General features: G+C 62.7%; 18 protein-coding genes. 8 read left to right on the top strand and 10 right to left on the bottom strand.

What is annotated here, in order from left to right:
* Positions 1–98: 98 nt before the first annotated feature.
* Entirely contained in the window at positions 99–587 is a 489-nt protein-coding gene (locus HDE77_RS06855; protein WP_184416420.1) for a thioesterase family protein, read from the bottom strand.
* Positions 584–3,526, bottom strand: coding sequence for an excinuclease ABC subunit UvrA (gene uvrA / locus HDE77_RS06850; RefSeq protein WP_184416419.1), 2,943 nt, complete (start codon positions 3,524–3,526; stop codon positions 584–586). Before uvrA ends, HDE77_RS06855 begins: the two co-directional genes overlap by 4 nt.
* Before the next feature lie 484 nt (positions 3,527–4,010).
* On the opposite strand from uvrA, the gene rplU reads away from it, so the two are divergent.
* The 3 genes from rplU to cgtA all read left to right on the top strand — a co-directional run bounded on the left by rplU (position 4,011) and on the right by cgtA (position 5,792).
* Complete coding sequence (rplU, locus tag HDE77_RS06845; RefSeq protein ID WP_184416418.1) at positions 4,011–4,325, top strand: 50S ribosomal protein L21; 315 nt, start codon at positions 4,011–4,013, stop codon at positions 4,323–4,325.
* Between the two features lie 18 nt (positions 4,326–4,343).
* Positions 4,344–4,601, top strand: a complete 258-nt coding sequence (gene rpmA, locus HDE77_RS06840) for a 50S ribosomal protein L27 (RefSeq protein WP_077442453.1) — start codon at positions 4,344–4,346, stop codon at positions 4,599–4,601.
* A gap of 111 nt (positions 4,602–4,712) precedes the next feature.
* Complete coding sequence (gene cgtA, locus HDE77_RS06835; RefSeq protein WP_184416417.1) at positions 4,713–5,792, top strand: Obg family GTPase CgtA; 1,080 nt, start codon at positions 4,713–4,715, stop codon at positions 5,790–5,792.
* Position 5,793: 1 nt separating this feature from the next.
* On the opposite strand, the gene HDE77_RS06830 is transcribed toward cgtA, so the two are convergent.
* The 5 genes from HDE77_RS06830 to HDE77_RS06810 all read right to left on the bottom strand — a co-directional run bounded on the left by HDE77_RS06830 (position 5,794) and on the right by HDE77_RS06810 (position 12,580).
* The gene (locus tag HDE77_RS06830) at positions 5,794–7,158 is read right to left on the bottom strand and encodes a hypothetical protein (RefSeq protein WP_184416416.1); all 1,365 of its coding nucleotides are present in this window, start codon (positions 7,156–7,158) and stop codon (positions 5,794–5,796) included.
* Positions 7,159–7,283: 125 nt separating this feature from the next.
* The gene (locus HDE77_RS06825) at positions 7,284–8,975 is read right to left on the bottom strand and encodes a molecular chaperone HscC (protein WP_184416415.1); all 1,692 of its coding nucleotides are present in this window, start codon (positions 8,973–8,975) and stop codon (positions 7,284–7,286) included.
* Positions 8,976–9,016: 41 nt separating this feature from the next.
* Positions 9,017–10,624: a carboxyl transferase domain-containing protein gene (locus HDE77_RS06820; RefSeq protein WP_184416414.1), complete on the bottom strand. Its 1,608-nt coding sequence runs from the start codon at positions 10,622–10,624 to the stop codon at positions 9,017–9,019.
* 234 nt (positions 10,625–10,858) lie between these two features.
* Positions 10,859–11,236 (bottom strand): hypothetical protein, encoded by a 378-nt coding sequence (locus HDE77_RS06815; RefSeq protein ID WP_184416413.1) that lies wholly within the window; start codon positions 11,234–11,236, stop codon positions 10,859–10,861.
* Positions 11,237–11,395: 159 nt separating this feature from the next.
* Positions 11,396–12,580: an acetyl-CoA C-acyltransferase gene (locus HDE77_RS06810; protein WP_184416412.1), complete on the bottom strand. Its 1,185-nt coding sequence runs from the start codon at positions 12,578–12,580 to the stop codon at positions 11,396–11,398.
* A gap of 243 nt (positions 12,581–12,823) precedes the next feature.
* On the opposite strand from HDE77_RS06810, the gene HDE77_RS06805 reads away from it, so the two are divergent.
* Complete coding sequence (locus HDE77_RS06805) at positions 12,824–15,637, top strand: S8 family serine peptidase (RefSeq protein ID WP_184416411.1); 2,814 nt, start codon at positions 12,824–12,826, stop codon at positions 15,635–15,637.
* A gap of 71 nt (positions 15,638–15,708) precedes the next feature.
* On the opposite strand, the gene agaR is transcribed toward HDE77_RS06805, so the two are convergent.
* The 3 genes from agaR to HDE77_RS06790 are packed head-to-tail and all read right to left on the bottom strand — an operon-like array spanning position 15,709 to position 18,724.
* On the bottom strand, positions 15,709–16,515 hold the full coding sequence (agaR, locus tag HDE77_RS06800) for a transcriptional repressor AgaR (protein ID WP_184416410.1): 807 nt from the start codon (positions 16,513–16,515) through the stop codon (positions 15,709–15,711).
* Positions 16,512–17,780 carry an amidohydrolase family protein gene (locus HDE77_RS06795; RefSeq protein ID WP_255482575.1) on the bottom strand — a complete coding sequence of 423 codons (1,269 nt, stop codon included), beginning with the start codon at positions 17,778–17,780 and terminating at the stop codon, positions 16,512–16,514. The genes agaR and HDE77_RS06795 overlap by 4 nt, the downstream gene beginning before the upstream one ends.
* Before the next feature lie 26 nt (positions 17,781–17,806).
* Complete coding sequence (locus HDE77_RS06790; protein ID WP_184416409.1) at positions 17,807–18,724, bottom strand: fructose-bisphosphate aldolase; 918 nt, start codon at positions 18,722–18,724, stop codon at positions 17,807–17,809.
* 57 nt (positions 18,725–18,781) lie between these two features.
* On the opposite strand from HDE77_RS06790, the gene HDE77_RS06785 reads away from it, so the two are divergent.
* Genes HDE77_RS06785 through HDE77_RS06770 form a run of 4 tightly spaced genes read left to right on the top strand, consistent with a single transcriptional unit; the run spans position 18,782 to position 23,967 of the window.
* Complete coding sequence (locus HDE77_RS06785) at positions 18,782–19,981, top strand: tagatose-6-phosphate ketose isomerase (RefSeq protein WP_255482574.1); 1,200 nt, start codon at positions 18,782–18,784, stop codon at positions 19,979–19,981.
* A complete protein-coding gene (locus HDE77_RS06780; RefSeq protein WP_184416408.1) occupies positions 19,978–20,901 on the top strand; it encodes a carbohydrate kinase family protein in 924 nt (307 codons plus the stop codon). Before HDE77_RS06785 ends, HDE77_RS06780 begins: the two co-directional genes overlap by 4 nt.
* Positions 20,898–21,827: a 1-phosphofructokinase family hexose kinase gene (locus HDE77_RS06775; protein ID WP_184416407.1), complete on the top strand. Its 930-nt coding sequence runs from the start codon at positions 20,898–20,900 to the stop codon at positions 21,825–21,827. Before HDE77_RS06780 ends, HDE77_RS06775 begins: the two co-directional genes overlap by 4 nt.
* A 52-nt stretch (positions 21,828–21,879) precedes the next feature.
* Positions 21,880–23,967 carry an enterotoxin gene (locus tag HDE77_RS06770; RefSeq protein ID WP_255482573.1) on the top strand — a complete coding sequence of 696 codons (2,088 nt, stop codon included), beginning with the start codon at positions 21,880–21,882 and terminating at the stop codon, positions 23,965–23,967.
* Positions 23,968–24,032 lie beyond the last annotated feature (65 nt).

The following is a 24,032-nucleotide window of genomic DNA, read 5'->3' as shown; positions in this document are numbered from 1 at the left end:
GGTAGCCATCATAGCCATGACGCGGGCACGTCGTCCGTCGACGGGATCACTGTGGTTTCATTGCCGTGCAGCCAGGCAATGGCCGCCCCCGATGGCCCCTAGCTCGCTGCCGCCTCGCGGATCGTCGGTGGCAGCGACACCGGTTTGCCCGTAGCTGGATTCATCCACACCAGCACCACGCGGCCGTCGCAGTACAGCCGACTGGCGTCGGTCGCATCGAGGATGCGGTGGCCGAGCGTCAGTGAACTGTTGCCAAGCCGCTCGCAAACCAGTTGCACCTGCAGCTGGGCCGGCCATTCAATTGGCTGCCGGTAGTTGAGTTCGCTGGCAGCCAAAACCGGCATGGACTCCGCATTGAACCAGTCGCGCACCTGCCGCAGCCACTGCAGTCGTGCTTCTTCAAGGTAGGTGAGGTAGTTGGCGTTGTTGACGTGATTGAACGCATCCAGATCGCGCCAGCGCACTTCGATGGGTGCCACGAACAATGGAGCAGTGACATTGTCCTGTTGCGTGGGCGACGCATCGTCGCCGGCACCGCCTGAAGCGGTGTCGACAACGTGCTGATGTTTCGATGCGCCTGCCGTCATGAACGCTTCTTCCGTGGCATGGGTTTGAACTTGTCCAGCGATGCAATGTGTTTGGTGCCGGCCTTGACTCTTTTCTCGGCGCCCGGGGACCTGGCCCCCTTCTTCGCCTTGTCCGCCTTCAGGTGCGGCGCGAGGAAGTGCCCAGTATGCGAACTGGCCGTGGCCGCTACGGTCTCCGGCGTGCCGGCGACCAGGATGCGGCCGCCGCCGGCTCCGCCTTCAGGGCCGAGATCGACAACCCAGTCGGCCGTCTTGATCACGTCGAGGTTGTGTTCGATCACTACCACCGTGTTGCCTTGATCGACCAGCTGGTGCAGCACGTCGAGCAACTGCTCGATGTCGTGGAAGTGCAGGCCGGTGGTCGGCTCGTCCAGGATGTACAAGGTGCGGCCGGTGTCGCGCTTGGACAGCTCCTTGGACAGTTTCACGCGCTGCGCCTCACCGCCCGACAGCGTCGTTGCGCTCTGGCCCAGCTTGATGTAATCCAGACCCACGGCGCGCAGGGTGTCGAGTCTGCGCGCGATGTTCGGCACGTTCTCGAACAGCTTCAGCGCGTCTTCCACCGTCATGTCGAGCACGTCGGCGATGGTGTGGCCCTTGTAATGGATCTCCAGCGTTTCGCGGTTGTAGCGCTTGCCGTGGCAGACGTCGCAGGGCACGTAGACGTCGGGCAGGAAGTGCATCTCCACCTTGATCAGGCCATCGCCTTCGCACGCCTCGCAACGGCCACCGCGCACATTGAAGCTGAAGCGGCCCGGCGTGTAACCACGCGCACGCGCTTCCGGCACCTGCGCGTACATCTCGCGCAGCGGAGTGAACAGGCCGGTATAGGTGGCCGGATTCGAACGGGGTGTGCGGCCGATCGGTGACTGATCGATGTCGACGACCTTGTCGAACAGATCCATGCCTTCGACCGATTTGTACGCCGCCGCCTGTGCGCCGGCACCGTTCAATTCGGCGGCGGCGAGGCGGAACAAGGTGTCGTTGACCAGCGTCGACTTGCCTGAGCCGGACACGCCAGTGACGCAGGTAAACAGGCCGGCAGGAATGGACAGGTCAACGTTCTTGAGATTGTTGCCGCTGGCACCCTTGAGATGCAGCCAGGACTCATCGTCGATCGGCTGCCTGCGTTCCTTCGGCACCTCGATCGCACGCTTGCCGGACAGGAACTGCCCGGTGACCGAACGTGGCGAGGCAAGAAGGTCCTTCATCGTGCCTTGCGCCACGATCTCGCCGCCATGCACGCCGGCGCCGGGGCCGATGTCGAGCACATGATCGGCCATGCGGATTGCGTCCTCGTCGTGTTCGACCACGATCACCGTATTGCCGAGGTCGCGCAGACGGGTAAGCGTGCCGAGCAGGCGCTCGTTGTCGCGCTGATGCAGGCCGATCGAGGGTTCATCGAGCACGTACATCACGCCGACCAGGCCGGCGCCGATCTGCGAGGCCAGCCGGATGCGCTGCGCCTCGCCACCGGACAGCGTGTCGGCCTGCCGATCCAGCGTGAGGTAGTTCAAGCCGACGTCGTTGAGGAAGATTAGCCGCTCGCGGATTTCCTTGACGATCTTGGCAGCGATCTCGCCACGCCAACCAGTCAATTTGAGCTTCTCAAAAAACGCCAATGCATCGTCGATCGAGCGATGGGTGAGCGAAGGGAGCGCGTGATCGGCGACGAACACGTTGCGCGCCGAGCGATTCAGGCGCTGACCTTCGCAGGTGGGGCAGGGCTGGTCGCTGATGTACTTCGCCAGTTCCTCGCGCACCGCCGGAGACTCGGTTTCCTTGTAGCGCCGATCCAGGTTCGGCAGGATGCCCTCGAACGGGTGCTCGCGGGTGACCTTGCCGCCGCGCTCGGTGATATAGCGAAACGCGATCTTGTCCTTGCCGCTGCCGTACAGAACGGCCTTCTGGACGGCCGCGGGAAGTTTCTGCCACGGCATGTCCACATCGAAGCCGTAGTGCGCCGCCAGCGACAGGATCAGCTGGAAATAATGCGCATTGCGCCGATCCCAGCCGCGCACGGCGCCGCCGGACAACGGCAGTTCCGGATGGCCCACTACGCGCGCAGGATCGAATACCTGCGTGACGCCCAGACCATCACAGGTAGGGCAGGCGCCGACCGGCGAGTTGAACGAGAACAGCCGCGGCTCCAGCTCCGGCAGCGAGTAGTCGCACAGCGGGCAGGAATAGCGCGACGACAGCATTTGCTCGGAAGCCTTCGCGTCATCCATGTTCACCACGATCACCAGGCCATCGCCCAGACGCAGTGCGGTTTCGAATGACTCGGCGAGGCGCTGCTTGATGTCGTCACGCGGACGGAAGCGGTCGATGACGACTTCGATCGTGTGCTTCTGGCGCAGCGTCAGTGGCGGCACGGCATCCAGATCGAATACGGTGCCGTCGACGCGGGCACGCACGAAGCCCTGCGCGCGCAGTTGATCGAACACCTGCACATGTTCGCCCTTGCGCTCGCGAATCACCGGCGCCAGCAACATGTAGCGCGTCTCGGCATCCATCGCGAGCGTGGCGTCGACCATCTGGCTGATCGTCTGCGCCTCCAGCGGGATGCCGTGGTCGGGGCAGCGCGGCGTGCCTACGCGCGCGAACAGCAGGCGCAGGTAGTCGTATACCTCGGTGATCGTGCCCACGGTGGAGCGCGGATTGTGCGAGGTGGATTTCTGCTCGATCGAGATCGCCGGCGACAAACCCTCGATGTGGTCGACGTCGGGCTTTTCCATGATCGACAGGAATTGCCGTGCGTATGCCGACAGCGACTCGACATAGCGGCGCTGGCCCTCGGCGTAGATGGTGTCGAACGCCAACGAGGACTTGCCCGAGCCGGACAGGCCGGTGATCACGATCAGCTTGTCGCGAGGCAGGTCCAGGTCGATATTCTTGAGATTGTGCGTGCGTGCGCCGCGGATGCGTATGGTGTCCATTGCGCCAAGATGTGGGGAGGATTCAGCACTATAACAACCTGGGTAGGACAGCTATTGTCAGCAGTGTTTGTTCGGATTCAGCCCCCTCCTCAGTCCTGCGCAGACCCGAACCAGTGCTCACGCGTATCGAGAACTTGAGGTCGCCGCATGCCCTCTTCTCGTCATTCCTGCGGAGGCAGGACAAGCGCAAAGCGCGCAGAACGCTCGAAGAGCGGCCCCGGAGGGGCGAGCAAAGCGAGTAACCCGGCGCCCTTGCTTATCAAGGGCTTGAGGCCACTGGGTCCCTGTCTTCACAGGAATGACGAGCTCGGGGACCCTTCAATGGCGCGGGTACCGAGCCAGCCAACACCTGTCCCACCGCCGTTCAGCTTTCGACGTGGTCAGTATTTGACCAGCGCCCAGGCAGGTCGTTATAATCCGCGGTTCGTCAGACCCGGTTGGGTCATGGCGATACCCAAGAGAATAACGACAGAAGGGCATTCCGATGAGTTACGCAGTCATCAAGACCGGCGGCAAGCAGTACCGCGTTCAGCAGGGCGATGTCCTGCGCGTGGAGCTGTTGAACGCCGAAGAAGGGTCCACCGTGAATTTCGACCAGGTGCTGCTGCATGGCGCCGGTGAGTCGGTCATTGTGGGCGCGCCGCTGGTTGATGGAGTCACCGTCAGCGCTACCGTACGCAAGCACGGCCGCGCGGACAAGATCCGCATCATCAAATTCCGCCGACGCAAGCATTACAAGCGTCAGCAGGGTCACCGCCAGCATTTCACCGAAATCGAGATCACAGGCATCAACGCCTGAGCACTGGAGCATTGAGTCATGGCACATAAAAAAGGCGTAGGTTCCAGCCGCAACGGTCGCGATTCGAACCCGAAATACCTGGGCGTGAAGATTTACGGTGGCCAGGCCATCGAGGCCGGCAACATCATCGTGCGTCAGCGCGGCACCCAGTTCCATCCGGGTACCGGCGTGGGCCTGGGCCGTGACCACACGCTGTTCGCGTTGGTCGACGGTACCGTCCAGTTCGCAGTTCGCGGCGACAAGAATCGCCGTTTCGTCGACGTCGTGCAGGCGTAAGCTTTTCACGATGGCGGCAGCGAAGGCCCCGCTTCGGCGGGGTTTTTCGTATGTGAGGAAGCCGCTCGGCTATCCTTCTACTGATATTCAAAGAGTGCGGGACCCCAGACCATGAAATTTGTCGACGAAGCCAATATCAAGGTCCAGGCCGGTGATGGCGGCAATGGCTGCATCAGCTTCCGCCGCGAGAAGTTCATTCCGTTCGGTGGCCCCGACGGTGGCGATGGTGGCTATGGCGGCTCGATCTCGCTGGTCGCCGATGAAGGCCTCAACACCCTGGTCGATTTCCGCCACCAGCGCTCATTCAAGGCCCAGCGCGGCGAAAACGGCATGGGCAGCCAGATGTACGGCAAGGGTGGCGAAGACACCGTCATTCGCGTGCCGGTGGGCACCATGGTCACCAATGTGGACACCGACGAGATGATCGGTGACCTCACCAGCCACGGCCAGCGCATGCTGGTGGCGCAAGGCGGCAAGGGTGGTCTGGGCAATATCCATTTCAAGACCTCGGTCAATCGGGCGCCACGCAAGTCCACGCCGGGTACGCCGGGCGAGGCGCGCGAGCTGAAGCTGGAATTGCGCCTGCTCGCCGACGTCGGTCTGCTCGGGTTTCCGAACGCCGGCAAGTCGACCTTCATCCGCGCTGTTTCAGCGGCCACCCCGCGGGTGGCGGACTATCCGTTCACCACGCTGCACCCGAATCTGGGTGTGGTCAGTCTCGGCACCGACCAGAGCTTTGTGATCGCCGACATCCCCGGCTTGATCGAGGGTGCAGCGGACGGCGCCGGCCTCGGCATCCAGTTTCTGCGCCACGTGGCGCGCACCAGCCTGCTGCTGCACCTGGTCGATATCGCGCCGATCGATGACACCGATGTGGCCGGGCAAGTGCGGGCGATCGAGCAGGAGCTGGCGAAATTCAATCCGGAACTGCTGGAGCGTCCACGCTGGCTGGTAATGAACAAGGCCGACATGCTGCCGGAAGACGAGCGTGCGGCAGCGGCGGAAAAGGTCGTCGCTGAGCTTGGCTGGACTCAGCCGTGGTTCCTGGTTTCGGCGATTGCCCGCGAGAACACCATGGCGGTCTGTCAGCAAGTACAGCGCTTCTTCGAGTCGCAACGCGAAGTCAGCGCCGAAAAGACCGACATGCCCGCCAATGACGTGCGACTGCGCGGAGACGCACCGCAGGTCTGAATCAAGCAGTGGCTTTGCGCTTGAAGTGAATCCGGTGTCGCCACATGTCGGCCATCCAGATAGCCATCGGTACCGTCGCGGCGATGGCTATGATGGGGATCTGTTCGGGGAGTTCATGCGCCAGCTTCGAGAGCGCGTTGGCCAACACCACGAACAGAACCCCCATTCCGGACAGGCTTGCGCGGAGGCTGGTTCGCTTGCCTGCCGGGCGAGGCGGGGAGCGATGCTGAAAGCGGCGCAGTGCCATGATCAACGTTGCCCCGAGGATTGCGATCGCGGCTACGGGCGCCGTAGCCAGATAGTCCACGCCAACGACGGCAGCGCACAGCGCCGGTACCAGCATCCGACGCAGCCAGACGGGTCCCGTCTGGCTTGATTCGGGCAGACCTTGCCAATGATCAAGCCAGATCCATCCGGCATAGGCCAGCCAGAGCCCGAGGACGCTGGTGGCCATGACGGCGCCAATGCCTAAGGCGACAAATACATGAAGGCCTTCCCCATTGGCCCATGAAGTCAGGGCGGCCATACCGATGACACAGGTCATCAAAATCAGGGCCAGAAACCCGGCCCGGACCGAGCCCACCGCGAAGCGAGGCCAGCTCATGGCGCCCGTCAGGGCGGCGCGATACCAGAAAACGGCATGCGCCTGATTGATTTGTGGAGGCAGCTCTGCGAGATGGCCGCTACATAACCCATGAATGAAGCGGCCAATGGCTGCTGTGCGGCCGCGCCGAATGGCCGGCCATGGTACGGCTTGCCAACGCCATGGCTTCTCCAGCAAACGAAGACACGCCGTCAGCTGGCGCCGGTCAGGGGACCGATTCACAGGAATGTTCAGCCGCAAAGCGAGTGCGCGATCGTTCTCCGGTAGCAAATACCACATCGCCAGTTGACGCCGGCGCAGCTGGGCCAGCGCCATCGGATTGACTCCAGACAGAACCTGTTCGAGGTCGAAAAACTGCAGCAACGTATCCAGGCAAGCGGATGCCATCGGCTGAGGGTTGCGAAAGAGTTGATTCAACAGCAGCTGACCGATGTGCTGCTTCGTTCGGATGGACCAGAATTCCGGCTGCTGGGAGAGCCACGCGGACAACTTGCGGTCGTCGTTATTGGCGATGGCGCACTGAATGACGCGCTCGAGCAATTCCGTTGGGTTCACTGCCAATACGGGACTTGTATCTGTTTTTGCCGGTGCCGCCGTGCCGCCGGTTGAGTTTTCCGTTGTCCTGATGGCTGCAACATAGCCAGCGCGGGCTACCTGGACCGAAGGTGGGTTTTCCAACGCTGGTGGCGCTGCATGGCCGCTTTGCATGGCAGCGCCTGCGGCACGTGCGGTGGCCTGGGCCAATACCAGCCGATAGGCCATGTGCAATTGCTGAAAGCCCTCCGCGTCTTCATCGGGACGTGTCTTGCGCAGCAGGCGGGCGTAGGCGCGCTTGACCTCACCGACATTGGCGTCAGGCGAAACTTCAAGCAGCGCATAAGCCCAGTTCACAGCTGGGTCTCCAGTCGGTCCAGGGCTTGCGCAAAACTGGTGCGGTGTTCGCGTATGACTTGCTCGTCCTGGCTCTCCAGCGATTGCCGGAACTGCACGATCCATTGCTGCAGCAGTTGTCGCGAGGGCAGATGTTCCTCGAACAGACGCTCCGCCCGCGCCAGCAGGGCGACGTTTTCCTGCTTGCCGCGCGGATGAATCTTCAGCAGTGACAAAGCGGCTAACCGTGTTCGGATTTCCTGCTGGCTGAGCAAGCCCGGGCTCTGCTCCAGCAACAGCTCGTAACGAAGCTTGCTGGCCAGCGGGGTGGCTTCCACTTGCAAAACGCCGTTGATGTCATAAGTAAAACGTACGGCCACCTGATTTTCAGCAATCGACAATTCCGGCTTGAGGGGAATCTCCAGCTGGCCCAGCAGAATATTGTTCGCCACCATCGGGTTTTCACCCTGATAAACCTTCAGGACAAGCTTCTCCTGACGTTCGCTCATGGGGTTGTAACTATTCTCGCGGCTGATCGGCACGACGCTGTTGCGCTGGATAATCGGCGAAAACAGGCCATTCTGCGTATTTCCCAGCGCATCCCGTTGCCCGATTTCGACACCCAGGGTATAGGGGCAAACGTCCGTGAGGACGACTTCCTCCAACTTTGCGTCGCGGCTTTTCAGGCCTGCAGCGACGCAGGCGCCAAGGGCAATAGCTTCATCCGGATTGACGTGTCGCAGAGGCAGCCGACCGAACATCCGGGCGATGAGTTTCGACACGAGTGGCATGCGGCTGGCACCGCCGACAAGAATGATTTCGTTCAACTGATCCGGGCGCAATCGTGCGTCGCGCATCGCACGTTCCAGCGGTGCTCGCATGCGTTGCATCAGCGGTTCGGACAAGTGCAAAAAGCGATCCTGGTCAATCGTCCAATCGATGTGGCGCTGACCCACCTGGCAATCGAGCCGTACCTCCGTGCGCTGGCTAAGTTCGCGCTTGACGTTTTCGAGTCGGCGCCGCAGTAGCCCGCGTTCGATGGGCGAAAAGTCGCCAGCACGCAGCTTCAGGTCCGAAAGACAGGCCGCAAGAAGGCCATCCAGAAAATCTTCGCCGCCCAAAAAATTATCGCCGGCGCTGGCATGGACCTCGACGATGCCCTCGAACATTTCCAGGATCGACACGTCAAACGTGCCTCCACCCAGATCGAACACCAGGAACCGGTTGCCGTCCTGCTTGTCCTGCAGTCCATAAGCGAGCGCGGCAGCCGTCGGCTCATTGATCAGCCGCTCGACGCGGACACCAGCCAACTCGCCCGCCACGCGCGTGGCCTTGCGCTGCGCATCGGAAAAGTAGGCAGGTACGCTGATCACCGCTTCCTGTATTTTTTCGCCCAGGGCGGACTCGGCATCGGCAAGGAGGGATCGCAGTACCAGGGCGGATAGTTCTTCCGGCCGAAAGCAGCTTGCGCCTAGGCGCGTTTCACGCGACGTACCCATCCACCGCTTGAACGAGGCGACACTCAGATCAGGATGGCTGATCAGGCGATCACTGGCTGCCGTGCCAACAATCACGTGCCCGTCGTCAGCGACACTGACGACGGAAGGCGTTAAATATTCCCCCAGGGCATTGCGGAAAAGCTGTGGGCCTGAATCGCCGTAGTAGCCGACCAACGAATGTGTCGTACCCAGATCGATGCCAACAATCACTCTGCAATTTCCCCTGAATCACCCGCTGGCTTTATAGCCCATTACATCCGGAACACGCCATATCGCTGCGGTTCGATCGGTGCGTTGAGCGAGGCGGAGATGGCCAGGCCGAGCACGCGGCGGGTATCGGCCGGGTCGATGATGCCGTCGTCCCATAGCCGCGCGCTGGCGTAGTACGGGTGGCCCTGGCGTTCGTACTGGTCGCGGATCGGTGCCTTGAAGGCTTCCTCTTCCTCGGCGCTCCAGGTCTTCCCGCTTGCCTCGATGCCATCGCGCTTGACCGTAGCCAGCACTGACGCGGCCTGTTCGCCGCCCATCACTGAAATCCGCGCGTTCGGCCACATCCACAGGAAGCGACCGCCATAGGCGCGGCCGCACATCGCATAGTTGCCGGCACCAAAGCTGCCACCGATCACCACGGTGAATTTCGGTACATGCGAACACGCCACCGCCGTGACCATCTTGGCGCCGTCCTTCGCGATACCGGCCTGCTCGTATTTCTTGCCGACCATGAAGCCGGTGATGTTCTGCAGGAACACCAGCGGCACGTTGCGCTGGTTGCACAGCTCGATGAAGTGCGCACCCTTGAGTGCGCTTTCGGCGAACAGGATGCCATTGTTCGCGATGATGCCCACGGGATAACCGTGGATATGCGCAAAGCCGGTGACCAGGGTCTTGCCGTAGCGCGCCTTGAATTCGTGGAACTCGGAGCCGTCGACAATGCGCGCGATCACCTCGCGGATATCGAACGGGCGCCGCGTGTCCCGCGGGATCACCCCGTAAAGTTCCTCGGCGGGATAGCGCGGCTCGACTGGCTCGCGCAGCGCCAGCGGCATGTCCTTCTTGCGATTGAGGCTGGCGACGATGTCGCGCGCGATCGACAGCGCATGGGCATCATTCTCGGCGAAATGATCGGCGACACCGGAGATGGACGTATGGACGTCCGCACCGCCCAGCGTTTCGGCATCCACCACTTCACCGGTGGCTGCTTTTACCAGGGGCGGGCCGCCGAGGAAGATCGTGCCCTGTTCGCGCACGATGATCGTCTCGTCGCTCATCGCCGGCACGTAAGCGCCGCCAGCGGTGCATGAGCCCATCACCACAGCGATCTGTGGAATATTCAGGGCCGACATGCGCGCCTGGTTGTAGAAGATCCGGCCGAAGTGTTCCTTGTCCGGAAACACCTCGTCCTGCAACGGCAGGAACGCGCCGCCGGAGTCGACCAGATAGACGCAGGGCAGGCGATTTTCCAACGCTACTTCCTGCGCACGCAGATGCTTTTTTACCGTGATCGGAAAATAGGTGCCGCCCTTGACCGTGGCGTCGTTAGCCACGACCACCACTTCGAGGCCGTGGACCCGGCCGATGCCGGTGATCAGTCCGGCGGCAGGCGCCGCGCCGTCGTACATGCCGTGCGCGGCCAGCGGCGACAGCTCAAGAAACGGTGAGCCTGGGTCGAGCAGGGCGCGGATGCGTTCGCGCGGCAGCAGCTTGCCACGGGCGGCATGTTTTTCGAGGGCCTTCGCACCGCCGCCTTCGGCGCTGCGCGCCAGCTCGCGATGCAGGTCATCGACGACACTGCGAAGTTGCGTGCTGCTGGCCTGGAATTCTGGCGAACGAGGATCGATCTGCGAGGCGATAATGCTCATAAATTCAGGCTCATAAGTTCAGGCGCACAGACTCGGGCGCATAAGTTCAGGCTCATTGCGATGCCCAGAGCGGCGGGCTCTGGATAATGATGCCGTCGCGATGATTAATCAGAAGATGATAGCCGTCGTTGCCGAACTTCTGAACTGGCGCTGGTTATTACGCTCGCTATTCCGCCGGGCGAAAAAAAACCGGCCGCGCGAGGCGGCCGGTTTTCGGTTGCTAACGAAGGGGGATTAATGCCCCGCCGTCGCGTCCTTGGCCTTGGCAGCCGCAGCAGCAGCGTCCTTGGCAGCGTCAGCAGACTTGCTGGCCGCGTCGGCCGCACTGTTGGCAGCGCTCTTCATGGAGTCCATGGCAGCTGCCGGAGCGGTGGTGGCAGGAGCAGCAGCCGGAGCAGCGGCGGTGGAAGCCGGGGCAGCAGCGGTGGAAGCCGGAGCAGCAGCGGGGGTCGCAGCGGTCGCGGCCGCAGCAGCCTGCTGTGCCGTATCAGCAGCCTGCTGAGCGGTGTCAGCCGACTTCTGTGCGTCCTGCGCGGAATCCTGCGCGCCGTTGCTGCAAGCCGCCAACAGCGCGACAAGCGCGGAGGCGAGAAGGGTACGCGTAAACTTCATGGTGGATCTCCTTTGCCGTGGAATGCCGTATGGCCGTGCATTAATAACGCTTTCGAGGAAATTGCGCTACATTTTTATAATAGCGCAACGGGGATCAATAAGAACTGGTTTAACCGGCTGTCAGATTGATACCGGTTTGCTTGCACGGTCGCGGATCAGTCAGTCAATGCATTCCACTGCAATGGCCGTGGCTTCGCCGCCGCCGATGCAGAGGGTGGCAATACCGCGCTTGAGTCCGCGTGATTTAAGGGCATGCAACAGGGTCACCACGAGGCGCGCACCGCTGGCACCAATGGGATGACCCAAGGCGCAGGCGCCGCCATTGACGTTGAGCTTCTCGTGCGCAATACCCAGTTCGCGCATCGGTGCCATGGCCACCACGGCGAACGCTTCGTTGACTTCGAACAGGTCGACGTCGGCCACTTTCCAGCCCGCCTTGTCCAGCACTTTCTGGATCGCTCCGATCGGTGCCGTGGTGAACCACTCCGGCGTTTGCGAGTGGGTGGCATGCGCCACGATGCGTGCAAGCGGCTTGAGGCCACGCACCTTTGCATCGTCCGCGGAAAGCAGTACTACGGCTGCCGCACCGTCGGAAATACTCGATGAGCTGGCAGCAGTGATCGTGCCGTTTTCCTTGCGGAACGCCGGACGCAACGTCGGCACCTTGGCGATGTCGGAGCGGCCGGGCTGCTCGTCGGTATCGACCTGCACGTCACCCTTGCGACCCGCCACCGTGACCGGCACGATTTCGCCTGCAAATGCGCCGTTCTGCTGCGCAGCCTGGGCTCGCCTGACTGACTCGATGGCAAACGCATCCTGCTCTTCGCGCGTGAAGTGGTACTTGTCCGCACACAGCTCGCCGAAGACACCCATCGACTGGCCATCGTAGGGATTGGTCAGACCGTCCCACGCCATGTGGTCGACCAGCTTGCCGTCGCCGTAGCGGATGCCCGTGCGGGCATTGACCATGTGCGGCGCGTTGGTCATCGACTCCATGCCGCCGGCCACCACGATGGTTGCCGAGCCGGCCTTGATCAGGTCGTTGCCCAGCATGATCGCCTTCATGCCCGAACCGCAGACCTTGTTGATCGTGGTGCAGCCCGTGCTGGCCGGAAGGTCGGCCTCCAGCGATGCCTGACGCGCCGGCGCCTGGCCGAGGTTGGCCGGCAGCACGCAACCCATGATCACTTCAGTGACATCGGCGGGGGCAACACCGGATTGGTCCAGCGCGGCACGTATCGCCGTGGCGCCGAGCTTCGGCGTGGGGACGCCAGTGAACTGGCCGAGGAAGGAACCGATCGCAGTGCGCTTGGCACCCACGATGACAACGCTGACATCCGACATGAGCATCTCCGCAAGGAACTGAACGGGCAAAATGCCCGACTTGACCCGCTGATTATCGCAGCCGACAGCAAAGCGCGGCAAACGCGTGGCGGGCACATGAGGTCGCAGGCTACACCGCAATTTATTGCGGCGCCGTTGTGCGAGACTGTGCCGTGGCAGTTGCTGGTGGGCCAGGTCTAGTGATTCCGGTGCGTCCGGCGCGGCCTGGGGGGAACCATACAAACACGCTGTGGGGGCGAGTTTATGCACACCCGGATGCTGGGATTCAAACGTCGTGACGTAGCGATGGTGATTTGTCTGGCGCTAGGCCTGAGTGCCTGCGGCGGGGGCGGCGGCAACGTCAAGCCAACGCCGGCCACGCCAACACCCCCGGTCGCACCGACGCCGCCGGTTGCTCCGCCGGTGACTCAGCCGGCGATCGATGCCCAGCTGACCTTGACCAATACCAATGCCGCGCATGCGCAGGGCTATACCGGTGCGGGCGTGATCATCGGTGTCGTCGATACCGGCGTCAATGCGAACCATCCGGCGCTGGCCGGGCGGGTGCTGCAGGAGTTGATCTACGTCGACCCGAGCACCAACAACACCAGCGTCGACGACGTGAACGGGCATGGCACCCAGGTCGCAGAAATTGCCGCCGGCACGCCATTCGACCAGTTTGCGGGCGGTATCGCACCGGGCGCCAACCTGGTCTCGGCACGCATCATCGATGACACCTCCCCTGACGACAACGGTTCGACGGCGCCCAGCACGGTAACCTCATCCGATCCGCTGGGCACGGTCAACGCCGCGCTGATCAGTGCAGGCGTCAAAGTGATGAACAATTCGTGGGGTGGATTGACCTGGGCGGCGAGTGCCACCTCGACAACCCAGAGTTTCGACAGCGCCTACAGTCCCTTCATCAACCAATGGGGCGGACTGGTGGTGTTCGCCGCGGGCAATGATTCACAGGCCAATCCCAGCACGATCGCCGCGCTGCCCAGTCTTGCGCCGGATCTGGAAAAGGGCTGGCTTACCGTGGTCGCACTCAACAGCACCAGCCCAACCCAGCTGGACAGCTACTCCAACAAGTGCGGCATCGCGATGAACTACTGCCTGGCCGCGCCTGGCGACGTGATCGTCAGCGGCGCGAACGACACGCCGACCAGTGCCAGCTACTTCATTTTGGAAGGCACCTCGATATCTGCGCCGCAGGTATCGGGTGCGGCGGCGCTGGTGTGGCAGGCCTACCCGTATTTCAGCAATGACCTGGTGCGGCAGACGCTGCTGGGCACCGCCGATCCGCTCGGCGGCTCGCAGCCGAACGCGACGTTCGGCTACGGCGAACTGGATGTCGGCAAGGCAGTCAACGGACCGGAGCAGTTCAACTGGGGCGATGTCACGGTCGGCTTCACCGGCAGCTCCAGCTGGAACAATCCGATTTCCGGTGCGGGCGGACTGATCCTGCAGGGTCCCGGCACACTCAACCTGACGCAACCGTCGAGCTATACCGGCCTGACCCAGGTGCAGGGCGGCACGCTGATCGCCAAGTCGCTGGCGTCCAGCGTCAGCATCAGCGCGTCCGGTACGGTGAGCGGCACCCAGACCATCGGCGGCAGCGTGACGAATGGCGGCGCGCTCGGTGTCAGCGGCAGCAATGTCACCGTGGGCGGCAATTATGTTCAGCAGGCCACCGGCAAGCTGGCGTTGTCGCTGGGCTCGGCGCTGATGGTCAGCGGAACGGCCAACCTGGCCGGCGGCCTGTTGGTCACCGGCACGAATTCGGGCTATATGGCCAACTCGCATACCGATGTGCTGACTGCTACGGGCGGCCTCACCGGCACGTTTTCCTCATTCAGCACGGCATCCAACGTGATGCTGACTTCCACGCTCAACTACGATGCCAACGATGCGTGGCTCAATGTGCAGCAGGTGAACGTCACCGCGCTGCAGGGTGCCAGTTTCACCGCCGCTTCGATGGGTGCGGCGCAGCGTGTGCAAAGCGCATTTGTGCAACTGAATACCCAGCTCACGCAGGGCACGTTGACGGCGACCTCGACACCGGTAGCCACCGGCTTTTTCGCCGGTGCCGCAAGCCTGCAACAGTCGGCCACGCTGACCGTCGCGCAGAATTCGCTGAGCACTCTATCGGGCCAGCTGCACGCGGCCAGCGCAGCGATGACCTTCGAGGCGATCGACGCCGGTACCCAGGCGTTGTCCAATCGCTTCGACCAATTGCTCGATGCGCCGAAGCTGGGTAGCTGGACGCAGAGTCTGGGCTCCCAGGGCAGCATGTCGCGCAGCGGCTACAGCGACGTCGGCTTCGACCTGAGCGGCACGATGATCGGGCAGGACACCCGCTTCGGCACGAATGGCGTGATGGGCTACGCGGTGAGTCAGACTCAGGGTCTGGGTCGGCTGTCCGAAAGCGCCGATCAGGGCTATAGCCATGCACTCGAAGGCATGCTCTACGGTGGTGTCGTCGAGGGCAACTGGTACACGATGGGTCGTTTCGGCATCGGCAGCTATCGCGAGAACATGCAGCGCCAACTCGAACTCGGCAGCGAATTTGCCGGTGTCGGCAGCCAGACCAACGGCCGCTACGGCCTGGCCTACGGCGAAAGTGGCTACCGCGTCATGCTCGGCGGCACGCAACTGACCCCCTATGTGAATGTGCAATACGCGCAGATCCAGGGCAACGGCTTCAACGAGAACGGCGCGGACGGTTTCGGCCTGATGTCGGGTGATCAGAATATCGAGCGTTGGCAGGCCGGCCTGGGCCTGCGTGCCACGCATCACTGGACGCTCGATGGCGGCACCAGTCTGACCTTCCAGACGCGCTTGCTATGGCAGCAGGCCTTCGCCATGCACGGCGAAATTCCTGATGCAAGCTTCACCGGGCTGGCGCAGTGGTCGCCGGTAGGCGGCATCGGCCTGTCCCGCTACGGTGGGGTGATGGGCAGCTCGCTCAACTGGACTTTCTCACCGACCTCCAGTCTGCAACTGGATGCCGAAAGGGATGTCGACCAGTACCAGCGAGGGGACATGGCCATGGTCAGTTATCGAATGGCGTTCTGAGTGTAGGCGACGTTGTGACTTGGCTACGACGGCAACGGTTGGACCGTGCCGTCATCCTGACTTCCTGAGCGTCACACCAGCACGACCTGCACTCCTGCGGCACGCAGGGTTTCAACGGTCTCGATGGCGGCGTTGCTATCGGTGATGACCATGTGCAGGTTCTGCACCGGCGTAATCACCGACAGACTGCGCTGCCCCAACTTGCTGGCATCGAGCACGGCGATCGTCTGGCGTGAGACACGGATCATCAATGCGTTCAATGCCGCCTCCAGTGGATCCGGAGTAGTCACGCCCACCTCCGGATCGAGTCCGTCGACGCCGAGAAACAGCCGGTCGGCGGAGAGTTTCGCCAGTGCCTGCTCGGCATCCGGGCCGACCAGCGAATACGAGGTCTGTCGCAGCAGGCCGCCCAGCATCATGACGCGGATCTGCGGCAGACCCGATAGCTCCAGTGCGATATTCAGCGCGTTGGTGATCACGGTCAGCGATTCGAACTTCATCTGACGGATCTGTCGGGCGATCTCCACCGTGGTCGAGCCGGAATCCAGGATGATCGTTTCGCCGTCCTGGATCATCTTTGCCGCGGCCTGGCCGATGCGCAGCTTCTGCGCGTGGCAGCGGGTTTCCTTGATATTGAGCGGCGTATCGTGGGTTGCCGGCGTGACTGCCGTAACCGGCAACGCACCACCGTGCGAGCGGGCAATCGCCGAACTGCGTGCGAGTACTTCCAGATCAGTGCGGATCGTGACGGCGGATGTGCCGAACCGGGTCGCCAGTTCCTCGACGGTGGCTCGCCCCTGTTGTTCAACCAGGTCGACAATCAGACGGCGGCGCTCTTCAACCAGTAGTCGGCGCGAGGCGATGGGGGTTTGATTCATGGGTCGATATGCAGAAGTCGGGCGGCGTTGTCATGGTATACCTTGCGTAGCACCTGTTCGGTCAAGCCCAGTCCGTAGATCGACCAACGGCCCTGCGGCGGCGTGGGTGACGGTGCATAGTCGAAGTACTCGTCTTCGGTCTCCAGGAAGCGGTAATAGATTTCGTAGAGTTCGTCGCCGAACAGTTGCTGCGGCACGTCGTCGCCGTACGGCGAGGGCACCGCATCGGTGCCGAACATGATCCGATCCTGGTAGCGGTCGAAGAGACGCTGTGCCGCGCGCGGCTGACGACCCAGTTCGCCAATGCGTGCGCTGATGTCGATCACCGTATTTGGAAAACGCTCCAGACAGGTGGCGATGGCCGCGAGATTCTCGGCGTTGTTGCCCACATGCAGCAGCGCGAACGTAGTCTTGGGATGGCGCGCGATCATGCGGTCGCGTGCTGCGAGTAGCTCCGCGTTGCTGGGAAACTCCGGGCCGTAAAACGACCAGTCCGGATGCTTGCTCAGTTCCTCGTAGCGCTCGTTGCTCGCATCGGTCGGCAGGAAGAACGCCTCCGGGTCGGATACGTGCAGGAACACCGGCATGTCGTAGGCGGCACAGGCCTCCCACATGGGATCAAAGCGGCGATCGTCCACCGCCACCAGCGGGCCTTCGTCGATCCGTTCGCGCAGGTACAAGCCCAAAGTCTTGAGCAGCTTGAGGCCGCGCGCGCCGACACGTTTGGCATGTGCGATCGCATCGCCCTGCAACTGCGCGTAGTTCGGTTCGGGGAAGTATTCGTACGACGGTTCGGTGAGGGTAAGAAAGCGTCCCGGCGCGGCGTGGTCGAAGCTGCGGATGCTCTGCTCCAGACCCGCGCCGATGCCGCCGGTGAGATTCACCAGCGTGCGAACGCCCTTGCGGTCCATCACCGGCAACAGCTCTTCGGGACGGGCGAACAGGGTGACTTCCTCGCCCACCGAGATGCCGTTGCGGACGTTGCTCGACCAGGTCAGGTGGGTATGCACGTCGATCACCGGAAAGCGCGGGCGTTCGACTCGCGTCTTCGGTAGATGCAGCATGCTGCGCGGCTGGAAGTCGGCGAGCCGCAGTCCGTCCTTGCTGTTGTCCGGCTGGGTCTTCAGTGGATTCTTGCCGCCGACACCCTTGACGGTTCCGGCGCCGCTCGGCGGCGCGCAGCACAGGCAGCCCGCCTGCATGATGCTGCAGTGCTGCCTTGCTTCGGGCGTGCGTCGATGCGATTTGCGGTGGGTAGGGATCATCGGACGGCCTGTGTCGGATAGGGCAATCAGCGAGGATATTTGGCCATGATGGTATGCACGGCACGGGTAAGTGCCAGAGCCTGTTCATACGGACGCAGCCACATGTTGCGGCCGAACATCACGCCGCTGGCACCGGATTGCATATAGAACTCGACCTGACGCAGCACAGCGTCGTCGTCGTCATCCTTCACGCCACCTGAAAACAGCACCATGGTGCGACCGGCCGAGCGCACCACGCGTGCGCAGCGGGCAGCGGCATCTTCCTGCAGTTGGTTGTACGGCGCCGGTACGTTGGTCGTGCTGTCATTGGGTTCGTGCAACTTGACGATGTCGGCGCCCAGCTCCAACGCGACTCGCGCGGCATAATCCTGCGCATACAGGGTATTGGTACCGCCCTTGGCGTTGACAGCGCTGCCACGCGGATACGACCAGAGTACCAATGGCATGCCGTAGCGTTCGCAATCCTGGCGTACTCTCTCGAACTGGCGGAACTCATCGTGCTGGCGTGGCGAGCCCACATACATGGTGTAACCCACCGCATCGGCACCGAGGCGCACCGCATCCTCGACCGAGGCGAACAGCGGCGAGGTGGCGTCGGCATCGCTGGGGATGTTGGTCTTGCCGTTGAGCTTGAGGATCAGCGGTATGCGCCCGCAGTATTCACCCATGTATTTTTCAGCGAGGCCGATGCCTAGCGCGATCGCCGAAAAATTGCCTTCGACGGCAAGGCGGAACTGATACTCCGGATCGACTGCCGGCGGATTCGGAAAGAAATCCGTCGGCCCATGCTCCAGCCCCTGATCGAGTGGCAACACCAGCAGGCTGCCGTTGCGCGGACCATGGCCGTAAATCAGCCGCCACAGGCGGGTGCGCTTGCCATGGGACAGGGTTAGCCGCGAAAGTGGGCTGCCGCTGTTCGAAACCTCTTGTAAGTTTTGTTTCATTTCGAATACTCTCGGTTCATGAGTTAAGCGCTTTCACATTCGATTGTATCTGGCAAAATGTCAACAATAAACAAGAAAACGAAAGATTCGATCGGGCTCCGGGAGCTGCTTGCGTTTCCGCCGGCGCAGCAGCAAGAGCGCGGCTATGCCGACACCTTGCGCGAGATTCTGCAACAACCGGTGACCTGGGCCGGCACCGCCGATCTTCTGCGCGACCCGCAGGTGCAGCAGCAGCTGCAGGCCGCGCTGACTCCGCTGCCTGACCATATCGTGCTGACCGGCTCCGGGAGCTCGATGTACATCGGCGAATGCCTTGCGCCCGGTCTGCAGCTCGGGCTGGGTGTGCCGACGCAAGCCATCGCCGCCGGCACCTTGCTCACGCATTGGCGCAGTGTGCTACCAGCGGGTGCAGGTTTGCTGATTTCGCTGGCGCGTTCGGGCGACAGCCCGGAAAGCTGTGGCGTGGTGAGCCGGCTGCTGGCCGACGCCCCCGACTATCGCCATCTCGTCATTACCTGCAATGCCAACGGCAAACTCGCCACCAGCTATCGCGACGATCCGCGCGTGACTGTGCTGGTGCTCGACGAGCGGACCAATGACCGCAGCCTGGTCATGACCAGCAGCTTCACCAATCTGCTGCTGGCTGGTGCGGGGCTGGTCCAGCGCGAGGGTGACGACATCACGTCGGCCGTGAGTCAGCTGGCGCGGAATGTCCAGCGCGTCTTCGACGAACAGGCCGACGCACTCGCGACAATCGCCCGCAGCGACTTTTCCGCCGTGGTCTATCTGGGCAGCGGCGGTGCGCTTGGCGCAGCTCACGAGTCAGCGCTGAAAATGTTGGAGATGACCGGTGGCGCCGTGGTCACGATGGCCGAAACCTATCTCGGTCTGCGCCATGGGCCGATGTCCAGCCTCGATGACAAGACCCTGGTGGTCGGTTTCCTGTCGCCGGATCCGGCGGTGCGCGCCTACGAATACGACCTGTTGCGCGAACTGTCGCGCAAGCAGCTGGGCATGACCCGCGTGCTGGTGGGCGAGGGCATCGCGAGCGAGGTGCTGGGTCCTCACGATGTTCCGGTCGAGCTGCCGGGTCTGGGCGCAATCGACGATGCGCTGCCGCTGCTGGCCGATGTGGCCGTGGGACAACTGCTCGCGTTTTTCCGTTGCCTGGAACTTGGCGGCAAACCGGACACGCCTTCGCAGGGAGTGCTCACGCGCGTGGTCGAGCATTTTCCGATGCATCAGGAGGGGGCGTGAGGCGCATTCTGGTCGTCGGCGAAATCAACGTCGATCTGGTCTTCAAGAATTGCCAGGCACTGCCAACACCCGGCCGCGAGGTGCTCGCCGAGGACTTCATCATGACGGCCGGCAGTTCGTCGATGATCTGTGCGATGGGGCTGGCGCGGCTGGATAACCCAGTCTCTTTCCACGGCAAGCTCGGCGCCGACGAATGGGGCAGCTACTGTCTCGAAGTATTGCGCAATGCCGGGATCGACATGACCTCGGTGCACCCTGATGCCGAGCTGCGCACCGGCGTCACTGTTTCACTTTCGACACCGCAGGACCGTGCGCTGGTGACTTTCGCCGGCGCGATCGCTGCGCTGCGTGCGGACGAGGTGGACGACGCGCTGCTGGCCAGAGCCGATCACCTGCATATTTCCTCCTATTACCTGCAGCGGGCGCTGCGTGCGGACTGCGGCAAGTTGTTCGCGCGTGCGCGTGCCGCCGGCCTGAGTACTTCGCTCGACCCCGGCTTCGATCCTGAGCAGGCGTGGGCTCCCGATCTGCTCGATGTGCTCGGCGAGGTCGATCTGTTTCTTCCCAACCAGCTCGAGCTGGCCGCCATCACCGGGCGCGAAGGATTGCTTGATGGTCTTCGTGCGCTGGAGAACGGCCATACGCAAACGGTAGTGAAACGGGGGCAATCAGGTTGCGCCAGCCTGGACGATGGACGCCTGCTCGAGATGCCTGCCTTTGCGGTCGACCTGAAGGACAGCACGGGTGCCGGCGACTCATTCGATGCCGGTTTTCTGCATGCGTGGTTGCGCCGCTCATCGCTGCGCGATTGCCTGCGCTGGGGAAGTGCCTGCGGCAGCCTGTCCACGCGCGGTATCGGTGGTACCACGGGGCAGCCTCACGCTGCAGAAGTGCAGGCTTTGCTGGCGGGCACTCCGTGATCAGCGTCGTCGGCTTCAACACCGCGATCGATCGTTTCATCCGGCTGGACACGCTGGGTCTTGGCAAAGTCAGTCGCTCACTCGACGAACAGGTATGCCCCGGAGGCAAAGGACTGCACGTCGCGCAAACCATCGCCGCGCTGGGCGAGCGTGTGCAGTTGGTTGGCCTGGTCGATTCGGCCCATCGCAACCTGATTGGTCGGCGACTGAGCGAACGCGGTGTGCTGTTCCATGGCATCGAGATCGCCGACAGCCTGCGCACCTGCATCGCGCTGCGTGATGCGACGGGACAGGTCACTGAAGTCCTGGGACAGGGGCCGCTGCTGAACGAGGAACAGCGCGAAGCTCTGCTGCGGGCCTTTCGCCGCAGTGTCGATGACAGTGAATTGGTGATTCTCTCCGGCAGCCTGCCGCGCGGATTTCCGCCTACTACATATGCCGAGATGGCGACCTATGTGCGTGATGCGGGCAAGCGCTGTCTGGTCGATGCCAGCGGTGAGCTGCTGCGACAAGCGCTGCAGGCCCAGCCCTTTATGGTCAAGCCCAATCGCGACGAGGTCGCCGAGCTGCTCGGGCGTCCGATCGACGACCTCGCAGCGGCCGCCAGTGCCGCGCGCGAATTGGCCGTCCGTGGCGTAGAGATGCCGGTAGTAACGATGGGTGCGATGGGGGCAGTTGCTGCCGATGCGAGAGGTGTCTGGCACGCCGCCATCGAGCTTGCGCCGATCCGCAATGCGGTGGGTTCGGGTGACTGCCTGCTGGCCGGCATGGCGGTAGGCATGGTGCGAGGCATGACATTGGAGGAGACCTTGCGATTGGGCGCGGCATGCGGTGCGGCCAATGCGCAGGGTGAGGAAACCGGTTTCGCCGAACGGCCGGCGGTTGCGGCGTTGCTCTCTCAGGTTCGAGTGCACCGCCTGGCTTGAGGTGCGGATGGGCAACGGGCTGCGGATGGCAAATCACAACATAGGTGTAGAGATGTCTTGCACATACTTCAACAAGCCGGGCGTGGCTCATCGTTCCGGTGATCGCGCCCCGCACAGTGCCGTGCTTGCTGCGCGTCTTGCCGCTGGCGTGCTGTGCGCGCTGTTTGCGTGCGGTGGTGTGGCCCACGCGGACGACGCAGGCATCGCCAGGCCCGGCGCGCCGACATTCGTGGATCGGGCGGGCCAGGCAAGCTTCGGAAATGCTGCGATCGGCGCCCACTGGAAAGTGACGGGCGATCACCTGGATGGCATGACGATCGCCACTCCCGACGGCAGCCAGTCGCTGACGATCAGGACATTATTCATGCTGAGCCTGGCAGACGGCCACACGATCGGTGCGGGCGACATGACTTTGCTCGCATCTCCGCGTCAGCAGGCGCTACCGGTCAATGCGGGGGCGTCACGCCTGGCCGAACGCCTTCCAGGGCAGGACATCGATGCAAGTTTCGTTGATGCGGAGGGTCGTTTCCGTATCGAGTGGCGGCTGGTACAACGCGAGGGCTCAACCTATCTGCGTGAAGTGGTGACGATCACCGCGCTCAAGCAGGACGAGCGCATCACCAGCGTCTCTCTGCTGCCGGCCGAAGCAGCGAGCGCTGCTGTGGATGGCACTGTGAAAGGCTCGCCGGTCGTTGCCGGGCAGATGTACATGGGCTTCGAGGATCCGCTGTCCGACAGCGAAGTGCGTGGCAAGCATGTGGCACTGACCATGGCCCGCAGCCTGCCGCTGCGCAAAGACCAGTCGATCACCTATTCGGCGGTGATTGGCGTCGTGCGCGAAGGTCAGCTGCGTCGCGATTTCGCCAGCTATGTCGAGCGCGAGCGGGCGCATCCGTATCGACCGTTCCTGCACTACAACTCGTGGTACGACATCGGCTACTTCACACCGTACGATGAAGCGCAGGCACTCGATCGCATCAACACCTTCGGTGAGGAGCTCAGCGTCAAGCGTGGCGTGAAGCTGGATTCGTTCCTGTTTGATGACGGCTGGGACGATCGCAGCGGTAGCTGGCATTTCAGCAAGGATTTTCCGCGAGGCTTCGTGCCACTGGACAAGGCGGCGGCGAAGTATGGCGCCGCTCCCGGCATGTGGTTGTCACCGTGGGGCGGCTACAGTTCGCCCAAGCAAGAGCGCGTGACCGGCGGCAAGGCCAGCGGTTACGAGATCATCGATAACGGTCTGGCGCTGTCCGGTCCGAAGTACTACCAACGTTTCCATGACGCAGTGATGGACCTGGTGAACAAGAATGGCGTCAACCAGTTCAAGTTCGATGGCACCGGCAACGCCGATAGCGTGTTTCCAGGCAGCGCTTTCGACAGCGACTTTGCGGCGGCGATCCAACTGATCAACGACATCCGCGAGGCCAAGCCGGACATCTTCATCAACCTGACCACGGGCACCTGGGCGTCGCCGTTCTGGTTGCGCTATGCCGATTCGATCTGGCGCGGCGGCGAAGACGATTGGCATGCCGGGGTGGGTGCCGAGCGCGAGCAGTGGATCACGTATCGTGATCAGCAGACCTACGAGAACATCGTGATCCAGGGGCCGCTGTTCCCGATCAATTCGCTGATGCTCCACGGCATCATCTATGCGCAGAAGAACACGCGCCTGAACACCGACCCGGGGCACGATTTTGCCAACGAAGTGCATTCGTACTTTGCCACCGGAACGCAGTTGCAGGAGATGTACATCACGCCGTCCCTGTTGAGTACGCAGGACTGGGACACATTGGCTGAAGCAGCTCGCTGGTCGCGTGCGAACGCCGATGTCTTGCGCGATACGCACTGGATCGGCGGTGATCCGGGTCGCCTGGATGTCTATGGCTGGAGTGCATGGTCCGCACCGAAGTCCATCATCACGTTGCGCAATCCGGATGCGCGCGCGCAGACCATGGTGTTCGACCTGCAGCGCCAGTTGGAATTGCCGAGAGATGCCGCTCGCCGCTTTCGTGTGCGTGATGTCTGGAAGACCGGTGGGAGCGACGTACCTCAGCAGCTGGACGCGGATCATCCGGGCAGCATCGTGCTGGCGCCATTCGAAGTGTTGACGTTGGAATTGAGTCCGATCAAGGGGTATTGATCCGGCCCTCGAAGAGCTACCCAATCTCCTTCGACTCCGCTGCCCTACGCTCAGAGCCTGCCCCG

The sequence above is a fragment of the Rhodanobacter sp. MP7CTX1 genome (assembly GCF_014205795.1).
Lineage (GTDB): Bacteria > Pseudomonadota > Gammaproteobacteria > Xanthomonadales > Rhodanobacteraceae > Rhodanobacter.
This window is presented reverse-complemented; position numbering and strand designations above follow the sequence as displayed.

Excerpts from the sequence above, each read along its gene's own strand:
- HDE77_RS06855 (WP_184416420.1), bottom strand. The coding sequence starts at position 587 with ATGACGGCAGGCGCATCGAAACATCAGCACGTTGTCGACACCGCTTCA.
- uvrA (WP_184416419.1), bottom strand. The coding sequence starts at position 3,526 with ATGGACACCATACGCATCCGCGGCGCACGCACGCACAATCTCAAGAAT.
- rplU (WP_184416418.1), top strand. The coding sequence starts at position 4,011 with ATGAGTTACGCAGTCATCAAGACCGGCGGCAAGCAGTACCGCGTTCAG.
- rpmA (WP_077442453.1), top strand. The coding sequence starts at position 4,344 with ATGGCACATAAAAAAGGCGTAGGTTCCAGCCGCAACGGTCGCGATTCG.
- cgtA (WP_184416417.1), top strand. The coding sequence starts at position 4,713 with ATGAAATTTGTCGACGAAGCCAATATCAAGGTCCAGGCCGGTGATGGC.
- HDE77_RS06830 (WP_184416416.1), bottom strand. The coding sequence starts at position 7,158 with ATGGCCTATCGGCTGGTATTGGCCCAGGCCACCGCACGTGCCGCAGGC.
- HDE77_RS06820 (WP_184416414.1), bottom strand. The coding sequence starts at position 10,624 with ATGAGCATTATCGCCTCGCAGATCGATCCTCGTTCGCCAGAATTCCAG.
- HDE77_RS06815 (WP_184416413.1), bottom strand. The coding sequence starts at position 11,236 with ATGAAGTTTACGCGTACCCTTCTCGCCTCCGCGCTTGTCGCGCTGTTG.
- HDE77_RS06810 (WP_184416412.1), bottom strand. The coding sequence starts at position 12,580 with ATGTCGGATGTCAGCGTTGTCATCGTGGGTGCCAAGCGCACTGCGATC.
- HDE77_RS06805 (WP_184416411.1), top strand. The coding sequence starts at position 12,824 with ATGCACACCCGGATGCTGGGATTCAAACGTCGTGACGTAGCGATGGTG.
- agaR (WP_184416410.1), bottom strand. The coding sequence starts at position 16,515 with ATGAATCAAACCCCCATCGCCTCGCGCCGACTACTGGTTGAAGAGCGC.
- HDE77_RS06795 (WP_255482575.1), bottom strand. The coding sequence starts at position 17,780 with ATGATCCCTACCCACCGCAAATCGCATCGACGCACGCCCGAAGCAAGG.
- HDE77_RS06790 (WP_184416409.1), bottom strand. The coding sequence starts at position 18,724 with ATGAAACAAAACTTACAAGAGGTTTCGAACAGCGGCAGCCCACTTTCG.
- HDE77_RS06785 (WP_255482574.1), top strand. The coding sequence starts at position 18,782 with ATGTCAACAATAAACAAGAAAACGAAAGATTCGATCGGGCTCCGGGAG.
- HDE77_RS06770 (WP_255482573.1), top strand. The coding sequence starts at position 21,880 with ATGTCTTGCACATACTTCAACAAGCCGGGCGTGGCTCATCGTTCCGGT.